The following is an 18,455-nucleotide window of genomic DNA, read 5'->3' as shown; positions in this document are numbered from 1 at the left end:
TCAGCCGCCGGGCGGGGCGCAGACCCCCGAGACGGGCAGGGCGCCGGGCCCGGTGTCCGGCACGGCGTCCCGGCGGACGGTGTCCAGCTGGCCCAGCAGCTCGTCCAGGCGCCGCTCCGCGGGGTTCCTGAAGTACTGCAGGACGGCCCGGTGGAAGGCGTCGCGCAGGGCGGGCGGCATCACGTCCGAGGCGTCGAAGCAGAGCGTGCGGGCCTTCTCGGTGAGGATCCGCGCGATGCGCCGCCCCGTCGGGTCACTCGGCTGGGGGTCGGCGGCGTCGGGGAAGAGCGGCCGCAGCGCGTCCTGCGCCTCGGACCGCCACAGCGAGCGGGCCGTTCGGCCCGACAGGCGTTGGACGAGGGTGCGGGCCGCCGGATTGTCGCCGAAGACGGCCGCCATGTCGCCCGCCACCTCGTAGGCGCCGTCCTGGGCGGACCGGCCGCGCAGGAAGCCCGCGGACGGGTCGACGCGCACCGGGTCGTGGGCGTAGACGTACCGGATGAAGGCGCTCTGGTGCTCGTGCGTGCAGCGCGGGCTCATGGAGCCGAGCAGCCCGCGCGGGGCCGCCCCGTCCCCGGCCGCCGGGTCGGCGGTGCCCGCGTACGGCATGGTGAGCGACTGGTCGACGGACTCCTTGGAGCGCTCGCCGAGCAGGGCGGCCCAGGTCGTCCAGGCATCGCGGACCCGCCGGTCGCGCCAGCCGAGCCGTCCCGTCGCCCACCGGGCGTAGACCTCGGGGCCCGCCCGGTGGAGCAGGATGTCCTCGATCCAGTCGGTGCCCGGCCAGCCGGAGGTGGCCTGCGAGGCGAGGCCCACGCACCACCTCGGCGCCCTGGCCGACTCGCCCGTCCGGCTCCACACCAGGCTCTTCAGGTCGACCTTGAGCGGCACCCAGTAGGTGCGGCGGGTGCCGTCGACGGAGAGCGGCGGCGCCCACGGCGGATAGGCGCGGGCGGCGGCCGCGGCGGGCAGCGGCCTGAGCCGGCCGGCGCGGGCGTACTCGGTCAGCTCGCCGACGCTGTTGAGGATCGCCACGTCGGGCGGGGCGTCCGCCTCCAGCTGCGCGACGAGGGTCTCGCGCAGGGAGCGGGTGCCCTGGTAGGTGTACGTCTGCCCGGTGCCGTCGTCGAGCCTGTTCAGCATCGCCTCGAACGCCTCGCCCTCGTCGCCCGTCCAGGGGCCGAGGACGACGAGCGTCTCGTCGGGGCGTCCGGCGCAGGCCCCGGCGGTCACGGCGAGCAGGCAGGCCGCGAGGAAGACGCGCAGGGCGGCGTGGGCGCGGGTCATGCGGCGGCTCCGGAGCGGGAGATGAGGACGTACTCGCGGCGGTAGGCGTGCAGGGTGGCGTAAATCAGCCCCGCGTCGAGCAGTCCGGCGGGCCCCACCCAGGGCGCCACCCCGTCGAGCGCGGCCAGCCGGCCCCGGGCCAGCTCGTGGTCGGCCCGGGCGGCCAGGGAGGAGATGAGGCCGGGGTGCGGGGGGCCCAGGGGCCGCTCGTCGACGGTCGACTCGATCGCCGGTGACGTCGCGTCCGCAAGCCGGCCCGCCGTGGTCACCACCCGCTGCTGCGCGCGGTGGGCGAGCACCGCGTCGGCGGCCAGGAACGGCACGGCGAGCAGCGGCAGCCCGGCCGCGAGCAGCGGCACGCTGACCCGCAGGCGGAAGCGGTGGCGGAGGAAGACCTGGGTGCGCCACAGCCCGGCGGCGAGCAGGACGAGCGCGCAGCCCGCGACGGCGGACGCGGCGAGCACACTGCCGCCGAGGGCCGCCCGCTCGGCGAGCCGGCCGCGCAGGCTCGTCTCCAGCGCGGAGATGCGGTCCACCACGGCGGTCGCGTCGGACCCGGTGCCGGGTTCGCACGGCGGATAGCCGCCGGGGCCCGTGCGGCGGGGCGGCACGGGGGGTGTGCAGAGCATGCTGCGGGCGTACGAGAGGCCGGTGTCCCGCAGGACCGGGTCGCCGACGTTGTTCTGCGCGAAGACGATCCAGCTGCCGTAGTCGACGACGAGCCCGGAGACCACGTCCAGCTCCTGGCGCTCGGCGGTGGTCAGGGCGCCGCTGCGGGCCACCTGGTTGAGGCGCTGCGTGGCCCGCGTCGTGCGGGAGAGGTAGCGCCTGCCGATGCCGGACAGCCGTACCGACTCCCCGGCGCGCAGGCTCCTTCCGGCCTCGCGGTCGGCGATGCGCAGGGACATCTCCGCGTCGGCCAGGTCGGCGAGGGCCGGCAGTCGGCTCGCGCGCAGCGCCGCCGCGTCCGCGCGGACGTCCGCGTACGCCCAGCCGAGCGAAAGGGACGCGACGACGGCGAGCAGCGGCAGGGCGATCAGGCGCTCGCGCAGGTAGACGCGGTTGCGGGTGCGCGCGTCGAGCGGGGCGGGCCACAGGTGGCGGTGCAGGCGGCGCAGCGCGGCGGCGGCGACGAGCCGCGCCGCCCGCCAGGACGCGCTCACCGCGGGTCACCGGTGGCGCGGGTCCCGGGCAGGACCGTCATGCTCGACTGGATGCGGGCCGCCTCCACGTCGAAGCGGGCGACGCGGTCCAGGAGACGTACCGTGCCGCGTTCCGCGTCGCTCACGCGCACCAGGCGGCGCAGGTGTTCGCGCATCGCCGTGTCGCCCGTCTCGACCGCGAGCCGCCAGGCCGTGCCGAGCAGCGCCTCGGCCGCCTCCCGCGCGCCCCGCTTCAGCTCGGCGCAGGCCCGCTCGAAGGCGCGGTGCAGCTCCTCCTCGTGCCGGTAGTGGGCGACCTGGGGGTCCAGGCGGCTGTAGAGGTCGGCGTCGTCGGTCCAGCGCACCAGGACGGGCCGCGGGTCGGGCAGTTCGACGTCCTGCGGGGGGCCGGCGGTGTCGATCTCCACTTCCGTCAGGAGGAGTTCCCTGCCGAGCTGCGCCGGGTCGTAGGGCGCGCCGACGCACAGCAGGTAGGCGCGGGTCTCCTCGCCACACGGCCCGAGGGCGTACTCCACGACGGGGCCGCCCGCCCCGCTGCGCACGCCGCTCAGGTCGGTGTGGGCGGGGTCGAGGGCGGCGCGGGTCGGGTGGACCTGTTCGAAGGAGTGCGGGCGCACCCCGGCCCGGTGGCGCAGCCGCAGGCGCAGGCCGGTCACGTCGCGGGCGGCGGCGCGGCCGGTGAGGGCGGCCAGCTCGCCGGGCAGCCGGGTCAGGTCCGCCACGGCCCGGGTCCGCCCACTGAGCGCGCCCGCGATCAGCAGGAGTTCCTCGGTCTGCCAGGCGTCCCCGATGCCCACGACGTCGCAGTCGAAGGCGCCCGCGCACCGCTCGACGCGTTCGCGCAGCTCCGCGGGCGACTCGTAGCCCGGTTCGTTCCTGCCGTCGGTGAGCAGCAGGGCGTGGCGCAGGTGCGTGCCCGGTCCGGCGTCCGGCAGGTGGTCGCGGAAGAGGGTCCTGGCCCGCTCCAGCCAGGTGCCCATCGCGGTGCCGCCGCCCGGGGTGCAGTCGTGCAGGGCGGCCTCGGCGGCGGCCCGCGACTCGGTGTGCGCGACGGCGAACCCGGGCCGCCTCGGATAGATCATCGCGGTTCTGTCGCCCCCGGCGACCAGCGCGAACAGCGAGCCGTCGGGGAGCTTGGCGAGGGCGCTCACGGCGGCCGCGCGGGCGGCGGCCAGCCGGCTCGGCGGCAGCACCATGGACGAGGAGTGGTCGATCAGAAGCACCTGCGCGAGCCGGGGCCCGGCCGGCCGGGCCGCCGCGCGGGGCGCGGGGGCGCCGGGCCTGCGCACCGTCACCGTGAGGACCGCGTACATCCGCGCGGGCTCCTCGGCGGCGGACCCGCGCGGGCGCGCCAGCTCCACGACCTGGCTCACCTCCAGGGTGACGCGTGCGCGCGCCGCCCCGGTCCCTGTCATCCGCCCCGCTGCGCGGAGGTGCTGTTCCTGATCCAGGTCCTGATCTTCTTGCCCGGCCATGGGGTGTCCCTGTGGTGTCGTAAGGCGAAGGGGCGTACCGCGTAGGCGCGGTCCAGGAGGAGTTCGGCGAGCGGGATCTCGGCGTCCCGCGGTGGCGCGTCGCGGGCGGCCTGGAGGGCCAGGCCCCGGTAGAAGCGGGACAGGTCCTTGCACAGCCCGCGCTCGTCGCGGGGGAAGTCGAGCAGCGGGTCGGCCCGCTCGGCGATCGCGCGCAGCTCGGCGCCGGTCATCCGCGGGGCGCCCTCGGCGGGGGCGAGCAGGCGGTGGGCCACGCCCCACACCTCCGCCTTCATCCGCACCCGGGCCTGCTCGTCGGTCAGGCCGTGCGCGGTGAAGAGCGCGGCGAGGCCGCGCACCGCCGTGCCCAGGCCCGCGGCGTCGCGGGCGTGGTCGGCGCGGACGCGCACGGCGGCGGTGCGGGCCGCGGTGCGGTGCCGGGAGTGCTGGGGCACCGCGTCCAGCGCGGCGATGGCGTCGGCGAGGGCGTCGGGGCCGCCGAGGGCGAGCCGGGCGCGGGCGGCGCCGAAGGCCGCGCTGCCCAGCGAGGGGTTGCGCAGCCGGACGGCCTCGTAGAACGTCAGCGCCTCGTGGGGCCGCCGCAGGTGCTCGGCGCAGTGCCCGAGGGCCAGCTTGGGCGCGTACTCGCCGGGGATCGCGCCGTACACCCGGTCGAAGTGGTCGCGGGCCTCGGCGACCCGGCGGCGGGCGAGCGCGAGCAGCCCGCGGTGCCAGTCGAGCCGCCAGTCGTGCGGGGCCCGCGCGGGCCCGATGGCGTCCTCGGCCAGCGCCAGCGCGGTCTCGGCGGCGGACAGGGCCTCGGGGTCGGCCCCCTCCCGGGTGCGCAACCGCAGCCGGCAGCGCAGCAGATGCACCTCCGGGGAGTCCCGCCAGTCGCCGGTGTGCTGGAGCAGCGCCACGGGGTCGTCGTCGCTGAGCCTGCTCAGCTCGCCGTGGTGGTCGTCGTCGGGGTCGGGGCGCGGCACGGGCAGGCGCCGGGCCACCTCGGGCGGGGCGGGCGGCGGATGGCGGGGCGCGGACGGCGGGGCCGCCCAGCGCGACACCTCGGGGGCGGAGCCGAGGCCGGCGTCCAGGGCGTACGCGGACTGCAGGAAGAGCGGCGACGGCTCGAAGGTCTCCTCGCCCGTGCGCAGGGACCGCAACTCCCGGAACACGCCCCGCAGTTGCTCCTCCATCTCCTTGGCGGTGGCGAAACGGTCGGCGCGCCGGGTGCGGGTGGCGCGGCGCAGGGCGCGGGCGAGGGAGACCTGGCCGAGCCCGCGGTGTCCGGCCGCGGCGTCGTCCAGCGGGTCGAGCGCCGCGAGGTCCGCGAGGTCGTGGCGGCTCGCGCCGAGGCCGCACAGGGTGCGCAGCGTCTCGCCGAGGCTGAACAGGTCGTCCTGCGGCTCGGACTCGCCGTGGTCGCCGACGCTGGGCGCGCGGTACAGGGGCGTGGTGAGGCCGGGCGCGCCCGCGCGGCGCACGCTGCCGACGTCGACGAGCTTGGTGGTGGACCCGTCGTGCATCACGTTGGGCGGCTTCAGGTCGCCGTAGACCTTGCCGCGTCCGGGGGCATGCAGATACGCGAGCCCGGCCAGGATCCGCACCCCGTAGGCGAGCGCGAACTCCCTGAACCGCGCGTGGCCGAACTCCTCGGGGTGCTCGCGGGCGCGCGCCCGCACCTCTTCGAGGTTGAGGCCGTCGACGTACTGCAGGACCAGGAAGTCCCCGACCCCGGGATGGTGCCCGTAGTTGAACACCCGGATGAAACCGTCGTGGTTGAGCTCGACCAGCTCCCTGCGCTCGCCCTTGAGGAGGCTGTACGAGTCCGTGGCCAGCTCGGCGTGGAGCATCTTGATGGCGACGGCGCGGCCGTCGACCTTCGTGTCGTGGGCCAGGCACACCTCGCCCATCCCGCCGTAGCCGAGCGCCCGCACCAGGCGGTACTGGCCCGCGAGCAGGGTGCCGGGCGGCAGCGGCAGGTCACCCGGGGCGCCCGGTTCCGCGTCGGCGCTGTCGGCGCGGTCCCGCAGGGCGATCTCGGGCAGGACGGTCGGGTCGGGGTTCTCCGCAGGGAGCGTCACCCGCGCCGGGCGCGCGGAGGGGGCGGCGCCGGCTTTCCGTTGCCGGGACGAGGCGCGCTCGCGGGGGAGGCCCGGGGAGGGGTACGGGGGTGGGGCGGGGCTCGTCTCCGGGCGAGGCGCCGGGGCCGGGGGCCGGGCGGGCTCCGTGGAGTGCCGCCCCGTCGAGGGGTCCACACGCTCCCCGCTGGCCAGACAGAAACCGGTGGGCGTCACCGTGCCCGAACACCCGGGATGCGGACAGGCCTTGCCGGACATCACGCCCCACCGCCCACCGCGCCCAGACGCCGCGCCACGCGGGCGAAGGCCTCGACGGCCCGCTCGGCGTCGGCGAGCGGACACGGACCGGCCATCAGCAGCCGCTGCGCCTCGCGGTAGGGGCCGATCGTGTCGGGGTGCGGGCAGGTCTGGACGGGCGTCACGTGTCACCGCCCGTCTCGGCCAGGCGCCGTGCCACGCGGGCGAAGGCTTCGACGGCCCGCTCGGCGTCGGCGAGCGGGCAGGGGCCGGCCATCAGGAGCCGCTGTGCCTCGCGGTGGGGGCGGGTCGTGTCGGGGTGCGGGCAGGTCTGGACGGGCGTCACGTGTCACCGTCCGTCTCGGCCAGGCGCCGTGCCACGCGGGCGAAGGCTTCGACGGCCCGTTCCGCGTCGGCGAGCGGGCAGGGGCCGGCCATCAGGAGCCGTTGTGCCTCGCGGTAGGGGCCGACCGTGTCGGGGTGTTCGGTCAGGCCGCGCCGGGCCAGCCGTGCCAGGTGGTCGCGGAGCAGCGCGCGCAGCCGCAGATGCTCGTCGAGCATCTCCCGCAGCTCGCTCTCCACGGCCGCCGCCCGCAACAGATAGGTGTCCACGGCCTGTTCGGCCCGGCTCAGCTTCTCCAGGAGGCCCGGCCCGCCCCGCCCGGTCAGCGGCCGCAGCTCGTCGCTGAGCTGCACGGTCCACAGTGCGGCCCGCGCCGCGTACCCGGTGGCGGCCGGCGGGTCCACGACGTGCGGCTCCACCCGGTGGAAGAGGGACCGCGCGCGCCGCTCGGTGTCGGCCAGCTCGTCCACGCGGACGCCGATCCGCCCGAGCCAGCGCGCGGCCCGGTCGGCGGGCAGCAGCCGCTCGGCCATCGCGTAGGGGAACCCGTGGGTGCCGTCGCGCACGACGAGCAGCAGCCGCGCGCCTGCCTCGGCCAGCTCCCGCAGGACGCGGACCGCCGTGGCCGGTTCGGTCGGCGAGCGGTCGGCGTGCAGCACGGCGACGGCGGGCCCGCGGGCCGGGCCGGTGGGCCGCCGCGCCGCGTGCCGCAGCTCGTGCCGCAGCACGGCGAGGGCGTCGCGCACCTCCGGCCGGCCGGGGTCGTCGAGCGCCACGCCCTCCAGGTCCAGGACCAGGGCGATGCTGCCGGCCCGGGGCGCGATCCCGGCGCGGGACAGGAGCGGCGTACCGGTGCCCGGCGGACCGGCGCCCGGGGACTGCGGTCCGCAGCCGGGCGGCGGGCCCGCGGCCAGGTGCGGCGCCTGCTCCCGGTCGGCCATGTTCAGTACGACGTACAGCGCCTGCCGGGCCCGTTCGTCGTCCTCGGCGATGAAGAGGACCTCGGTGTCCCAGGCGTCCGCGGCGGCCTCCAGCCAGCGGGTGACGGTGCGCTGTAGGCCGTGCGGGCGGGCCGCGCGGGCCGCCTCGGGGGAGACGACGCGGTGGCCGGGCACGGCGTGCGGGCCGCTCACGTACCGCTCGGCGAACCGGCGGAAGTACTTGGCGACCGTGGCCGCCGGGATCATGTACCCGTGCTCGCCGCTCTCGTCGGCCTGCACGACGATCCCGAGCAGCCGGTCGCCGCCCTCCTCCAGCACCCCCGAGCCGCTGAACCCGCCGCGCAGCCCGCCCGCCCCGCCCAGGTCGATCTGCACCCGCTCGTCGCCCTCGCCGCCGGGGCCCCGGCAGACGCCCGTCAGCCACTGCCCGCCCGAGCGGTACTCCGGGAAGCCGTCGATGAGGACCGGCGCGCCCCGGTAGTCGAGCGTGCGGTGCAGCGTGACCGGCGAGGGCACGGGCGCGGGCTCGTCCAGGACCAGCACCGCCAGGTCGCCCTGCGCCTTGCCGAACGCGGGCACCCAGTGCCCGGCCGCCACGGTCGCGGTCCGCTGAGGGGTGCGGGTCAGACCTTGGAGCAGCGGGAACTCCACCCGCACCCGGTCGGGCCGCAGCCCGGTCGCCGGATCGCGCACGACATGGGCGCAGGTCAGCACGTGGTCGCCGCCGAACAGCACCCCCGCGCCGAGCACGTCACCGCTCCCCGAGGTGGCCCACCGCCGCAGCCGCACCCGCCAACTGCCGTGCTCGCGCGGGGTTTCGACCCCCGCGCCCACGGCTCCCCGCGTTCCGTCCCCGTCCCCCATGCTTCCTCAGAATAGGCGCGCGGGAGGGCGATGACGCCTGGGTTGCACGGGAGAGACGGTGCGCGGCACCGAAGGCCGCCTCCCCGGCTCCGGGCCGGGCGCCGCCTACCCGGCGGAGACCGGGAACGCCACGTCGCACACCTCGTCCTCGGGACCGCTGGCGTCCCAGTCGGCGAAGTACACCTCGCGGCACGGCCCGCTCAGGGTCAGGCCCTGCTCGGCGGCCCAGGCCTCCACCGCGTCGAAGGCGGCGATGATCTGCGGATAGGCGACCTGCGCCTTGGTGATCCTGGTGCGGGCGAGCCGGTGCGCGGGCTCGACCCGCACGGTGACGCCGGCCGCGCGCCCCTGTGCCGCCGCCCAGGCCCGGGCCGCCTCGGCGTCCCGGACCGGCACGCAGGACTCGGCGGGCCCGTCGCTCTCCTCGCTCACCTCCGCGTGGTAGACGACGTAGTGCGGGGCGGGCATGCCGCCGCACTCCTCCCTGGCCGCCCGCTCCAGCCGCTCCGCGGACGCGGCGATCCAGGCGGGCAGTTCCCCGGCGCTCACATGCCGGGTCTCGCTCAGGACGTGGGTCTCGGGCACGTCCACGGTCCTCACTTCGAATGTCGCGTACAACTCGGCGTTCCTTCCCGAAAGTCGTCCACGGAGGTACCGGGCGAGCGTGCGCTGCACGGCGAAGCGTTCCTCGACCGCGTCCCAGTAGGCGTCGAGCGCGTGCGCCGCCCGCTCCCCGTCCAGCCGCACCGTCTCCGCGATGCCGGCCAGCGGCATGTCGAGCCGGCGCAGCAGCGCGACGGTGCGGGCGTGCTCGATCTGGCCGGCCCGGTAGTAGCGGTAGCCGCTGGCGTCGTCGACGTGTGCCGGTGCCAGCAGTCCGAGCCGGTCGTACAGCCGCAGCGCCTTGGGCGAGAGCCGGGCGCGGGCGGCGAACACGCCGATGGAGAGCAGTTCGTCCTCTGGGTGCGCGGTCACGGTGCCATCCTCCGTCACCGGGCCGGTCGGCCCGATGCCGCAGACTCTGGAGTCTTCCCCTGGGGCAAGGTCAACGGCGGGCGCCCGGACGGTCAGCCGCCGCCCGCGTACGCCTGCCAGATCCGGGGCGGCAGCTGGTTGCCGCGCCGCTCCTTGGCCCCGCCCACGCCCGACATCGGCAGCAGCGCCGGCTCCCCGGGGCGGACGCGGAACACGGCCACCGCGGTCGAGAGGTCCTTCGTGTAGCCGGCGAACCACGCCGTCCGCAGCCGGTCCTGGTCGCCCGTACGGCCCGCCGCGACCCCCGGCCCGAGCCCCTCGGCACCCGCGCGCAGGGCGCCGGTGACCTGCGCGGCCACCCCCGCGTCCATCGCGCGGCCCGGCCCCGGCCGCTCCAGACCGGGCAGCGCCGCGCCGTCCTTGACGACCTTGGTCACCGAGTACGGGGCGTGCCGCAGCCCGCCGTTGGCGAAGGTGCCGTACGCGGTGGCCATCCGGATGGCGCTGGGCGTGGACGTGCCGACGGCGAAGGCCGGCTCCAGCGGGGCCATGCTCTGCCGCAGCAGCCCCGCGTCGAGCGCCGTCCGCCGCACCTGCGCCAGGCCGACGTCCTCGCCGAGGCGTACGTAGGTCGCGTTGCCGCCGAAGAGCAGGGCCCTGCCGAGGGTGGGGTGGTCGGGGTCGCGCCGGCCCCGGGAGGGACGCAGGGCGCCGTCGGGGCCGTACCGGCTGTCGGCCAGGTCACCGGCGGACTGCCCGGACCCGCCCACCCCGTGCTGGAGCGCGGCGGCCAGCACGAACGGCTTGAACGCCGAACCGGCCGGGACGCCTGAGGTGTCCGCGTTGTTGCTGAAGTGTTCGGTGGCGTCGGGGCCGCCGTACAGCGCCACCACCGCCCCGTCGGACGGCCGCACGGACGCGGCGCCGACCTGCACGTACCGGTCGGCGGCGCGGGTCTTCGGCGCCAGGTCGCGCTCCACGACCCGGCGCACGGCGCGTTCCAGGCGGCGCACCTTGTCCTTGTCGAAGGTGGTGTGGATGCGGTGGCCGCCGCGGGCCAGCTCCTCGTCGGTGAGTCCGGTGCGCTGCCGGACGTATTTGTTGGCGATGTCGACGAGGTAGCCGTTCTGGCCGCCGAGGCCGGTGGAGCGCGACTGCTTGCGCGGCTCGGGGAAGACGCGGTACTTCGCCCGTTCCTTCTTCGTGAGCAGCCCGGTGTCGACCTGCCGGTCCAGGATCCACGCCCAGCGCTCCTTGGCCCGCCGGTGGTTGGCCGCGCCGCCCGCCGGGTCGTACAGCTCGGCGCCCTTCAGCAGCGCGGCGAGCAGGGCCCCCTGGCTGGGGTTCAGCTGCTTGGCCGGGATGCCGTAGTAGGCGTGGGCGGCGGCCTCGATGCCGTAGGCGCCGCGCCCGAACCAGCTGGTGTTGAGGTACCCCTTGAGGATCTCGGCCTTGCTCTTCTTGCGGTCCACCTTCAGCGCGATCACGAACTCCTTGACCTTGCGCGTGACCGTCTGGTCCTGCGAAAGGTAGGTGTTCTTCACGTACTGCTGGGTGATGGTGGAGCCGCCCTGGGTCTCGCCACCGCCGACCACGCTGACGACGGCCCGGGCCAGGCCACTGGGGGAGACCCCGGAGTCCTCGTAGAACGTCTCGTTCTCGGCGGCGATCACGGCGTGCACGGCCGAGGGGGCGATCTGGTCCAGCTCCACCAGCTGCCGGTTGATCTCGCCGGTGGTCGCCAGCTGGGTGCCGTCGGCCCAGTAGTAGACGTTGGCCTCGCGGCGGGCCGCCGCGTTCTCGTCGGGGATGTCCACGCTGACGTACACGCACGCGAAGAGCACGGCGACGGCGAGCACGAACAGGGCGCTCGTGCCCAGCAGTTGACGCCAGGAGGGCAGCCAGCGGCGGGCGCCCGCGCGGCCGGAGCGCGGATAGTCCACCAGGCGCCGACGGGCCGGACCGGCGTCGGCGCGGGGGCCGGGGGTGTCCCGGCCGCGGCGGCGCGTCTTCTTCCCTTGAGCATGAGACCCCATGTCGAGGGAGAGTGCGCCACGCGCGGCCGGGTTGGCCCGGAATCCGCACTTCTCACGGATCGACGGGCCCGCCGGGGTCGCGAATCAGCCGATTCCCGGCGGGGCGGCGGCTCGGCGGATCAACGGCTCTGTGGGCCGGCGGGCCGGTGGTTCAGCGGATCTTCGTCAGCTCACCCTCGTCCTTCAGGGCGGCGACGCCCAGCGCCCAGATGCTGTCGACCCGCTGGCGTTCCTGGGCGTTGGGCCGCGGGTTGGTGCAGGACGTTCCGGGGCCGCCGCCCGACATCAGCTCGCTGCACGGGCCCGAGTAGTGGTCGGGCAGCCCGAGGACGTGACCCGTCTCGTGCGCGGTCACGCGCACGGAGTTGTACTGCTGGTTCTGCCGGTAGTCCAGGAAGATGTAGCCGTGCCCCCGCCCGTCGGTGGAGGCGTAGGAGCCCCGCGGGTCGTTGCCCTCGCGGTACTCGAAGTCCGTGCCGCTGCCGGCTTCCTGGAGCTTCACGTTGTTCACGGAGGAGTTCCAGATCTGGGTGCTCTGCGCTATCTGGCCGCGGAAGCTGGGCGCCCGGCGCGTGCTGTAGGTGACGGTGACGGCCTGGATGCCGGGCTTCGCCGCCTGCTTCTTCAGCGCCGACTTCATGACGGCTTCGAAGAACTGCCGGTTGGCGGCCTGGCTCTCGCCGCCGTGCGAGGAGGGGGTGTACGAGGAGGTCCGGAGCGCGGAGGGGGGCTGGTCGGCGGCCGGGGCCGGGGCCGCGAACGCCGTGGGGGCGGTCAGGCCGGCGACGAGGGCCGCGGTGCCGAGGGCCGCGAGGACTCTGGTTCTGTTCATGTGGGGTGTGTCCCTTCCGGGATGGAGGCCTGCGGGTGCGGCCTCCGGTCGGGACGAGTATCGGGAGCGCGGGACGCACTGCCCCGATGTCATTCGGGGATAGTGCGGAAGCATCAACTGCCTTCTGTGAGGGGCCCGTTGAGTCGCCGGACGCGGTGGATGTCGCGTACGCACAGGTTGAGGGCGGTGGCCGCCACGATGATCGCCGCGCACACCACGAGCACGGACCGGTCGCTGAACGCGTGCGAGAACAACGCGACGACAAGGTAGCCGACGGGGACGGCGAGCCGCTCGCCGACCTGGTTGAAGGCGCTCATCCGCCCCAACTCGTCATCGGGCACCTGCTGTTGGAAGGCCGTGACCCAGGTGACGCCCGCGACGTCCAGACACACGCCCGCGAGCGCGGCGCACAGCAGCAGCCAGGGCGGCGCCAGGCCGGCCGCCAGGGCCACGAGGGGCAGCGCGAGCCCCGAACTGGCCGTCACCGCCACGACGAGCAGCCGGCGCGGCTTCCACCGCAGGCACACGAGCGCGCCCGCGAGCAGCCCGAAGGAGAACGCGCCCTGGACCAGCCCCCAGGTGCGGGCGCCCGCGTAGTGCTCCTCGGCGACCACCGGGCCCAGCAGCTGGTAGCCCGCGAGGAAGGCGGCGACCAGGACGGTCCCGGCGGCCGTGTACGTCCACAGCCACGTCCGCGACCAGAACCCCGTCCAGCCCGCCCGCAGATCCGCGAGGGCGCCGCCGCGGACGGCGGGGGCGCCGAGCCGCAGCCCGAGCAGCAGCAGGGCGGCGGCGACGAAGGTGAGCGCGTCGAGACCGAGCGCCCATGCCGGGCCGCCGACGGCGACGAGCAGACCGCCGGCGACGGGCCCCACCACCTTGACGGCGTTGGTGGGCAGCCGCAGCAGGGCGTTGGCCCGCTGGAGCTGCCCGGGTGCGACGAGCCGCGTGAGGACGCCCTGCGCGGCGGGCGCGGTCAGGGCCACCGCGACACCGGAGACGAAGCCGCAGGCCGCGATCCGGGCCGTGTCCGCGTGCCCGGTGGCCACCAGCAGGGCCAGTACGCCCTGTGCGGCCGCCGCGAGGAGGTTGCCGCCGCACAGCAGCCGGCTGCGCGAGACCCGGTCGGCGAGGACACCGCCGGCGAGCAGGAAGACCACGGTGGGCACGGTGTTCGCGGCGAGCACGACACCGAGCGCCCCGGCCCCGCCGCCCGCGCCGATCACCGCGTACGCGAGGGCGAGCGGCGCCATCGCTGAACCCGTGGCGGAGACGAGCTGGGCGAGCAGGAAGCGGCGGAACGCGGGCACGCGCAGGGGCGAACGGGGGGCCGTGGGCGGAGTCGGTCCCGCCGTGGTGCCCGTGGCGCTCATGCCGTCCCCCGCTCTCCGTGGTCCCGGTGGTCCCGGTGGTGGGGCGGCCGGGACGCCCGCCCGGCGGGAAGCATAGGCTCCGATGAATACGCCGTGGCATTCTGGCGCTGGCTGCTACCCCCGGAGGCGATGTGACGTCATCAGACAGAGATCCGGAGCGACGACCACCGGTCGAGCCGCAGGACGCGGTGGCGCGGGACGCGGCGGCGCAGGGCGAGAAGGTCATCGCGCTGCAACGCAAGGTCAGCCAGCTGGAGCAGGCGGTGGAGTCCCACGCCACGATCGACCAGGCGATCGGCATCGTCGTCGCGATGGGCCGGCTGACCCCGGACCAGGGGTGGACGGTGCTGCGGGAGACCTCGCAGCACACCAACATCAAACTGAGCCGGGTGGCGGACCTGATCGTGGCCTGGGGCTGCGCCGGTGACCTGCCCGAAGAGGTCCGCAAGGCGCTGGACGAGAGTTTGGCCCGCGCCCGGTCGACGTCGGAGTGCGCGGGGCCTACGGCGTAGACGGGGCGGCGGGGCGTCCGCGCGGCGGCGCTTGTGCTTGGAGCGGCACTTGTGTGTGGGGCGGCGCTTGTGTGCGGGGCGGCGGTTGTGGACTTGTGGGGCCGGCGGCGCTTTGGGGGCCGACGGCATCAGCGCAACCGGCGGTCGCGGTGCGGCCGACGGCAGGAGAGGCAGCTCTCCACGCTGCTTTTCCAACGAGGAGAGCCTGGCGCAGGACACTCCCGGGCGCCCCCTGCGCGTGGCGGTGCGGGTACCCGTACCCGCACCGCCAAACCGCCCGTACCGGCCGATGCCCCCCTCACGCCTCCCGTGCCTCGGCGAGGGTGTGGGCGACGAGGGCGTTGGCGTGGCCGTGGCCGATGCCGTGCTCGGTCTTGAGCCAGGCCACCAGCTCCATGTGCCGGGTCAGCGGCGAGTCCCGCACCAGCTGCTTCCACTCCTCGACGGGCCGCCCGTACTTCTTCTCGATCGAGGGGAAGTAGCTGGCGGGGCCCTTCACTGCGGCGTCGCTCACGGCGGTTCCTTTCCGGCGGTGGGTGCGGTCATGGGTAAGACGCCGGACAGGACCGTTACTCATCGCCTGCGGGCAGCACATTGGCGTGATCTGCGTCACGGAATCGCTTCCGTAAGGGATCCTGGGCGGTTGCCCCGTGGGGTGACCGGCATCCGGATGTGGCCGTAGGCCGAGAGCGCGAAGCGCACCTGCCTTGGTCGGCCGCCCCTCAGGGCTGTGGGGCGCGAGCCCGAAGGGAGCGGAACGCAGGCGAATCCGGCCGCGCGGCGACCTCGCCCGGCTCCGACCGGCCGTACCGCCTCGCGGTCCCCACCCCGGCAGGGGGTGGGTGGTCACCCCGGGTCGCGCCTGCCGAGGAGGTAGGTCGCGGTGAGGGAAACCGCGCGGTCCTCGTCGTGCGCCAGCTGGGCGAGGGTGCGTGACGCGGTGGGTCCGGGGATGTCCGCGAGCGCCTGCGTCAGACGCCGCCGCGCGCCGGGGGAGTCGGCGGCGCGGTCGAGGCGATCGACGAACAGGACGGCGATCCGCTCCGCCCACTCGGCCCCCCGCCCCGCGAGCACGCCCAACACGTCGGCCGCGTCCACGTCGTTCACCTCCGCCACGACCATGTCGAGCAGAGTGCCGACGAGGGGAACGACGAGCGGGTCGGGGAGCGGGTCGGGATGCGGGTCGAGGGGAGGGGCGGTGCGTGGGTCGGGGCGGGGGCGTGAGTCGGCGTACGGGTCAGGGGTGGTGGGCGTGGCGGGGGGCGGGGTGGTGCGTGGGCCGGTGTCGGTGTCGGTGAGTGTGTCTGTACGGGGGTCGGAGTACGGGTCGGGGGCAGTGGGCGGGGTGGTGCGCGGGTCGGTGTCGGTGAGCGTGTGTGTACGGGGGTCGGCGTTCGGGGCAGGGGTGGTGGGCGTAGGGGGTGGCGGGTCGGCGCGAGGGTCCGTAGCCGTTCCGGGGTGGGGCCCGGTGGGCGGCGGGGGCGGGGCGGCCGCTTGCCGTGCGCCGAGGGCCAGGGCCGCGTACCTGCGGACCACGACGTCGGTGTGAGCGAGGGCGTCCCCCAGCAGCCTGGTCGCCCCGGCGTCCGGGATCTCGGCGAGGCTCTGGACGGCCCGCTTGCGCACGTCGGCGTCCGCCGAGCCGAGCCCCTCCGCCAGCAACTCCCACCCGCTGCCGCCCGCACGCGCCAAGGCCCACCGCAGGGTTCCGGCGACCACCGGGTCCGCCTCCCGCAGCGCGGCCTCCACCAGCGCTTCCACGGGGGCCTCCTGGCCCGCGGCCGGCTGCCCCGAGGACAGGGCCGCACGCTGGCGCCTCCCCGCGCTCTTGGACCCCAACGCCTGGAGCAGCGCGACGACGTGGAGCACGTCCTCCCAGTCGTGGGGCCCGGCGGCACCGACCCGGCTGAGCCGGGTGAGCAGCTCCGTCTCCCGCGCGATGCGCTCCCGCGTCTGTTGGACGAGGTCGTCGACGAGCGCCGAGGGCGTGAAGCCGGGGTCGTCGAGGGCCCGCCCGATCTCCCGCAGCGAGAGCCCCAACGACCGCAGGCTCTCGATGTGGAAGATCCGCCGGATGTCCTCCCCGGAGTACTCCCGGTAGCCGCCGACGGTACGCCCCGTGGGCCGCACGAGTCCGAGCGACTCGTAATGCCGGAGCATGCGGGCGCTGACGCCGGACCGCCGAGCCACCTCACCGATCAACACCGCACCCCACGCCCTCTCTCCCCGCACCCCGCACACCCCTCCGGCCCCCTCCGACGGTATCCCCCGTTACCCACAACCGGCCGCCCCCGCCAGCCCCCTCTCCCGACCCGCCTCCCCCTTCCGTCCTGACCGCCACCCCAGGCCACCCAACGGGGCAAGGACCCCGCCTCGTCAGCCACACCCGCCGGACCGATCCCCCCCCGCCAAGTCCGGCACCGCGCCGAGCCAGCCCCCCCCTGCGAGCCAGCCCCCCCCGGCGAGTCGGCCCCCCGTGAGTCGGCCACCACCCCTAGAGCTGGCCACCCCACCGGAGCAGCCGCCCCTACCGGAGCAGCCGCCCCTACCGGGTCAGCCGCCCCCACCAGGTCAGCCGCCCCCACCAGGTCAGCTGTTCTCGCCGAACGGCCGCCCCCCCGGCCGGGCCGAACTCCCGGGCCAAGTCGGGCACCCCCAGCGGGCCACCTCACCCCCGCCGAGCCGGCCCGCGGCCGAATGCCGCCCGCACGGAGTTGCCCGCCGAGTCAGCCACCCCCACCGAGCCGGCCATCGGCGGCGACCCGTTCCTCCCCGCCGAGGGCCACAACGCGCTTGGCCTCCTCCACGGCGTACTCGAATCCCATCTCCGGGTCCCGCAGCAACTGTTCCGTGGCGAGCGCGTGGGCCCGTACGTGCGGGTCGGCGCCCTTTGCCGCGACCCGCAGGGGCGTCGAGACCACCTCGCCGAGCGCCACGAGCGCCCGGCTGAGACTGCGCCGGGTCTCACCTCCGCCGCGCCCCAGCTGTGTCACCAGTACGGCGGCCAGCTCGGCCGCTTCCCCCTCCGGGGCCAGTGCGACGGCCGCCCGCCAGGCGGTCCGCGCCACCTCGTCGTCGGCGTCGCACAGAACCGCCCGCGTGATGGCCGGCCACGCGCGCCCGTCCCCGATCTTGGACAGCGTGTGCAGCGCCTGCGCACGCGCCTGCGCGCACTCCGAGCCGACCTCACCGATCAACGCCGGGACGGTCACGGCCGCCGGATGCCGGGTGAGCGCCCACGTGAGCATCTCGCGGACGGAGAAGTCGGGTTCGACGGCACACCGCTCGACGAGCCGGTCGACGAACCGGGCATCGGGCGTCGTCCCGATCGCCAGCGCGGCCCGCAGCCGCACGGACGAGCGGTCGTCCTCCAGCGCCCGGCCCAGGACAGCCGTGTCATTCGTGATCATGAGGACCACCTCCGCGCCCCAGCCAAGAGGTTGTCACGGTGTCAGGGTCAAGCCGCCCTACCCCTCCGCCCGGCCCTCACATGGCCGCCGGTCCGGACCCGTCACTTCCCGTGCGGGTCGGTGCTGTTCAGCGCGGCGACGACTTCGTCGTAGTCGCCGCGGGCCTCGCCGTAGCGCAGGAACTTCACGCGCTCGACCTGGATCTCCTTCGCGTCGGGCCGGGACTCCAAGAGGGCGACCGTCTCGGCGATGTACTCGTCGAGCGGCATGGCCGACTCGTTGTCCTCGTGGCCCGGCATGAGGGCGGTGCGGACGGCCGGCGGTTCGAGTTCCACGACCTTCACCGAGGTGTCGGCGAGCTGGAGCCGGATCGACTCGCTGAGCATGTGGATCGCGGCCTTGGAGGCGTTGTAGCTGGGCGTCGCCTTCAGCGGCGCGAAGGCGAGGCCCGAGGAGACGGTCATGATCGTGGCGTCCGGCCGCGTACGGAGGTGCTCGATGAACGCGGCGATGAGGCGGATCGGCCCGAGGACGTTCGTCGTGACGGTGGACTCGGCGGAGGCGAGGAAGGACGCGGGCTCGTGCCAGTCCTCGACCCGCATCACGCCGGCCATGGTGATGAGGACGTTGAGGTCGGGGTGGTCGGCGAGGACCTGCCGGGCGGCCGACGCGATGCTCGCGGGGTCCGTGGTGTCGATCCGCACGGTGTCGACGCCGGGGTGCTCGGCGGCGATCCGCTCCAGGGCCTCGGCGCGCCGGCCGCCGACGATCACGGTGTTGCCCCTGGCCTTCAGCTCCAGGGCGAGGGCGAGGCCGATGCCGCTGGTGGAGCCGGGGATGAAGACGGTGTTTCCGGAGATGTTCATGGGTCCACTGTGGCCAGCCGGCCGCGGCGGGGGCAGGGACCACTCATCGGGGGACCGGCGATC

Annotated in this window: 16 protein-coding genes; 1 reads left to right on the top strand and 15 read right to left on the bottom strand. The window is 75.5% G+C overall.

The annotated features are described in order from the left end of the window. The 11 genes from ABZ385_RS18640 to ABZ385_RS18590 all read right to left on the bottom strand — a co-directional run bounded on the left by ABZ385_RS18640 (position 1) and on the right by ABZ385_RS18590 (position 13,604). On the bottom strand, positions 1 to 1,287 hold the full coding sequence (locus ABZ385_RS18640) for an extracellular solute-binding protein (protein ID WP_358588463.1): 1,287 nt from the start codon (positions 1,285 to 1,287) through the stop codon (positions 1 to 3). After that, positions 1,284 to 2,450 (bottom strand): hypothetical protein, encoded by a 1,167-nt coding sequence (locus tag ABZ385_RS18635; protein WP_358912227.1) that lies wholly within the window; start codon positions 2,448 to 2,450, stop codon positions 1,284 to 1,286. Before ABZ385_RS18635 ends, ABZ385_RS18640 begins: the two co-directional genes overlap by 4 nt. After that, a complete protein-coding gene (locus ABZ385_RS18630; RefSeq protein ID WP_358912226.1) occupies positions 2,447 to 3,865 on the bottom strand; it encodes a vWA domain-containing protein in 1,419 nt (472 codons plus the stop codon). Before ABZ385_RS18630 ends, ABZ385_RS18635 begins: the two co-directional genes overlap by 4 nt. Continuing rightward, positions 3,862 to 6,006, bottom strand: coding sequence for a tetratricopeptide repeat protein (locus ABZ385_RS18625; protein WP_358912224.1), 2,145 nt, complete (start codon positions 6,004 to 6,006; stop codon positions 3,862 to 3,864). The genes ABZ385_RS18630 and ABZ385_RS18625 overlap by 4 nt, the downstream gene beginning before the upstream one ends. 254 nt (positions 6,007 to 6,260) lie before the next feature. Beyond that, positions 6,261 to 6,425 carry a hypothetical protein gene (locus tag ABZ385_RS18620; RefSeq protein ID WP_358912222.1) on the bottom strand — a complete coding sequence of 55 codons (165 nt, stop codon included), beginning with the start codon at positions 6,423 to 6,425 and terminating at the stop codon, positions 6,261 to 6,263. Further along, complete coding sequence (locus tag ABZ385_RS18615; RefSeq protein WP_358912220.1) at positions 6,422 to 6,586, bottom strand: hypothetical protein; 165 nt, start codon at positions 6,584 to 6,586, stop codon at positions 6,422 to 6,424. The genes ABZ385_RS18620 and ABZ385_RS18615 overlap by 4 nt, the downstream gene beginning before the upstream one ends. After that, a complete protein-coding gene (locus tag ABZ385_RS18610) occupies positions 6,583 to 8,388 on the bottom strand; it encodes a serine protease (RefSeq protein ID WP_358912218.1) in 1,806 nt (601 codons plus the stop codon). Before ABZ385_RS18610 ends, ABZ385_RS18615 begins: the two co-directional genes overlap by 4 nt. A 105-nt stretch (positions 8,389 to 8,493) precedes the next feature. After that, complete coding sequence (locus ABZ385_RS18605; protein ID WP_358589565.1) at positions 8,494 to 9,363, bottom strand: MerR family transcriptional regulator; 870 nt, start codon at positions 9,361 to 9,363, stop codon at positions 8,494 to 8,496. Between the two features lie 92 nt (positions 9,364 to 9,455). Then, positions 9,456 to 11,399 carry a transglycosylase domain-containing protein gene (locus ABZ385_RS18600; RefSeq protein WP_358589567.1) on the bottom strand — a complete coding sequence of 648 codons (1,944 nt, stop codon included), beginning with the start codon at positions 11,397 to 11,399 and terminating at the stop codon, positions 9,456 to 9,458. A gap of 151 nt (positions 11,400 to 11,550) precedes the next feature. Continuing rightward, positions 11,551 to 12,231, bottom strand: coding sequence for a snapalysin (gene snpA / locus ABZ385_RS18595; protein WP_358589569.1), 681 nt, complete (start codon positions 12,229 to 12,231; stop codon positions 11,551 to 11,553). 113 nt (positions 12,232 to 12,344) lie between these two features. Then, positions 12,345 to 13,604: an MFS transporter gene (locus ABZ385_RS18590; RefSeq protein ID WP_358912216.1), complete on the bottom strand. Its 1,260-nt coding sequence runs from the start codon at positions 13,602 to 13,604 to the stop codon at positions 12,345 to 12,347. Between the two features lie 131 nt (positions 13,605 to 13,735). Between ABZ385_RS18590 and ABZ385_RS18585 the strand changes: the two genes are divergently transcribed. Continuing rightward, positions 13,736 to 14,116 (top strand): ANTAR domain-containing protein, encoded by a 381-nt coding sequence (locus ABZ385_RS18585; RefSeq protein WP_358700708.1) that lies wholly within the window; start codon positions 13,736 to 13,738, stop codon positions 14,114 to 14,116. Positions 14,117 to 14,414: 298 nt separating this feature from the next. Here ABZ385_RS18585 and ABZ385_RS18580 read toward each other — a convergent pair whose 3' ends face one another. From ABZ385_RS18580 to ABZ385_RS18565, 4 genes are all read right to left on the bottom strand, one after another. Beyond that, a complete protein-coding gene (locus ABZ385_RS18580; protein WP_358584856.1) occupies positions 14,415 to 14,630 on the bottom strand; it encodes a DUF4287 domain-containing protein in 216 nt (71 codons plus the stop codon). 332 nt (positions 14,631 to 14,962) lie between these two features. Further along, positions 14,963 to 16,306, bottom strand: coding sequence for a HEAT repeat domain-containing protein (locus ABZ385_RS18575; protein ID WP_358584858.1), 1,344 nt, complete (start codon positions 16,304 to 16,306; stop codon positions 14,963 to 14,965). Between the two features lie 536 nt (positions 16,307 to 16,842). Then, on the bottom strand, positions 16,843 to 17,526 hold the full coding sequence (locus tag ABZ385_RS18570; protein WP_358584860.1) for a HEAT repeat domain-containing protein: 684 nt from the start codon (positions 17,524 to 17,526) through the stop codon (positions 16,843 to 16,845). Between the two features lie 101 nt (positions 17,527 to 17,627). Further along, positions 17,628 to 18,392, bottom strand: coding sequence for an SDR family NAD(P)-dependent oxidoreductase (locus ABZ385_RS18565; RefSeq protein WP_358584862.1), 765 nt, complete (start codon positions 18,390 to 18,392; stop codon positions 17,628 to 17,630). Positions 18,393 to 18,455 lie beyond the last annotated feature (63 nt).

Source organism: Streptomyces sp. NPDC005898 (assembly GCF_040629635.1).
Taxonomy (GTDB): Bacteria; Actinomycetota; Actinomycetes; order Streptomycetales; family Streptomycetaceae; genus Streptomyces.
Note: the sequence above shows the minus strand (reverse complement) of the source record. Positions and strands in the feature narration are given on the sequence as shown.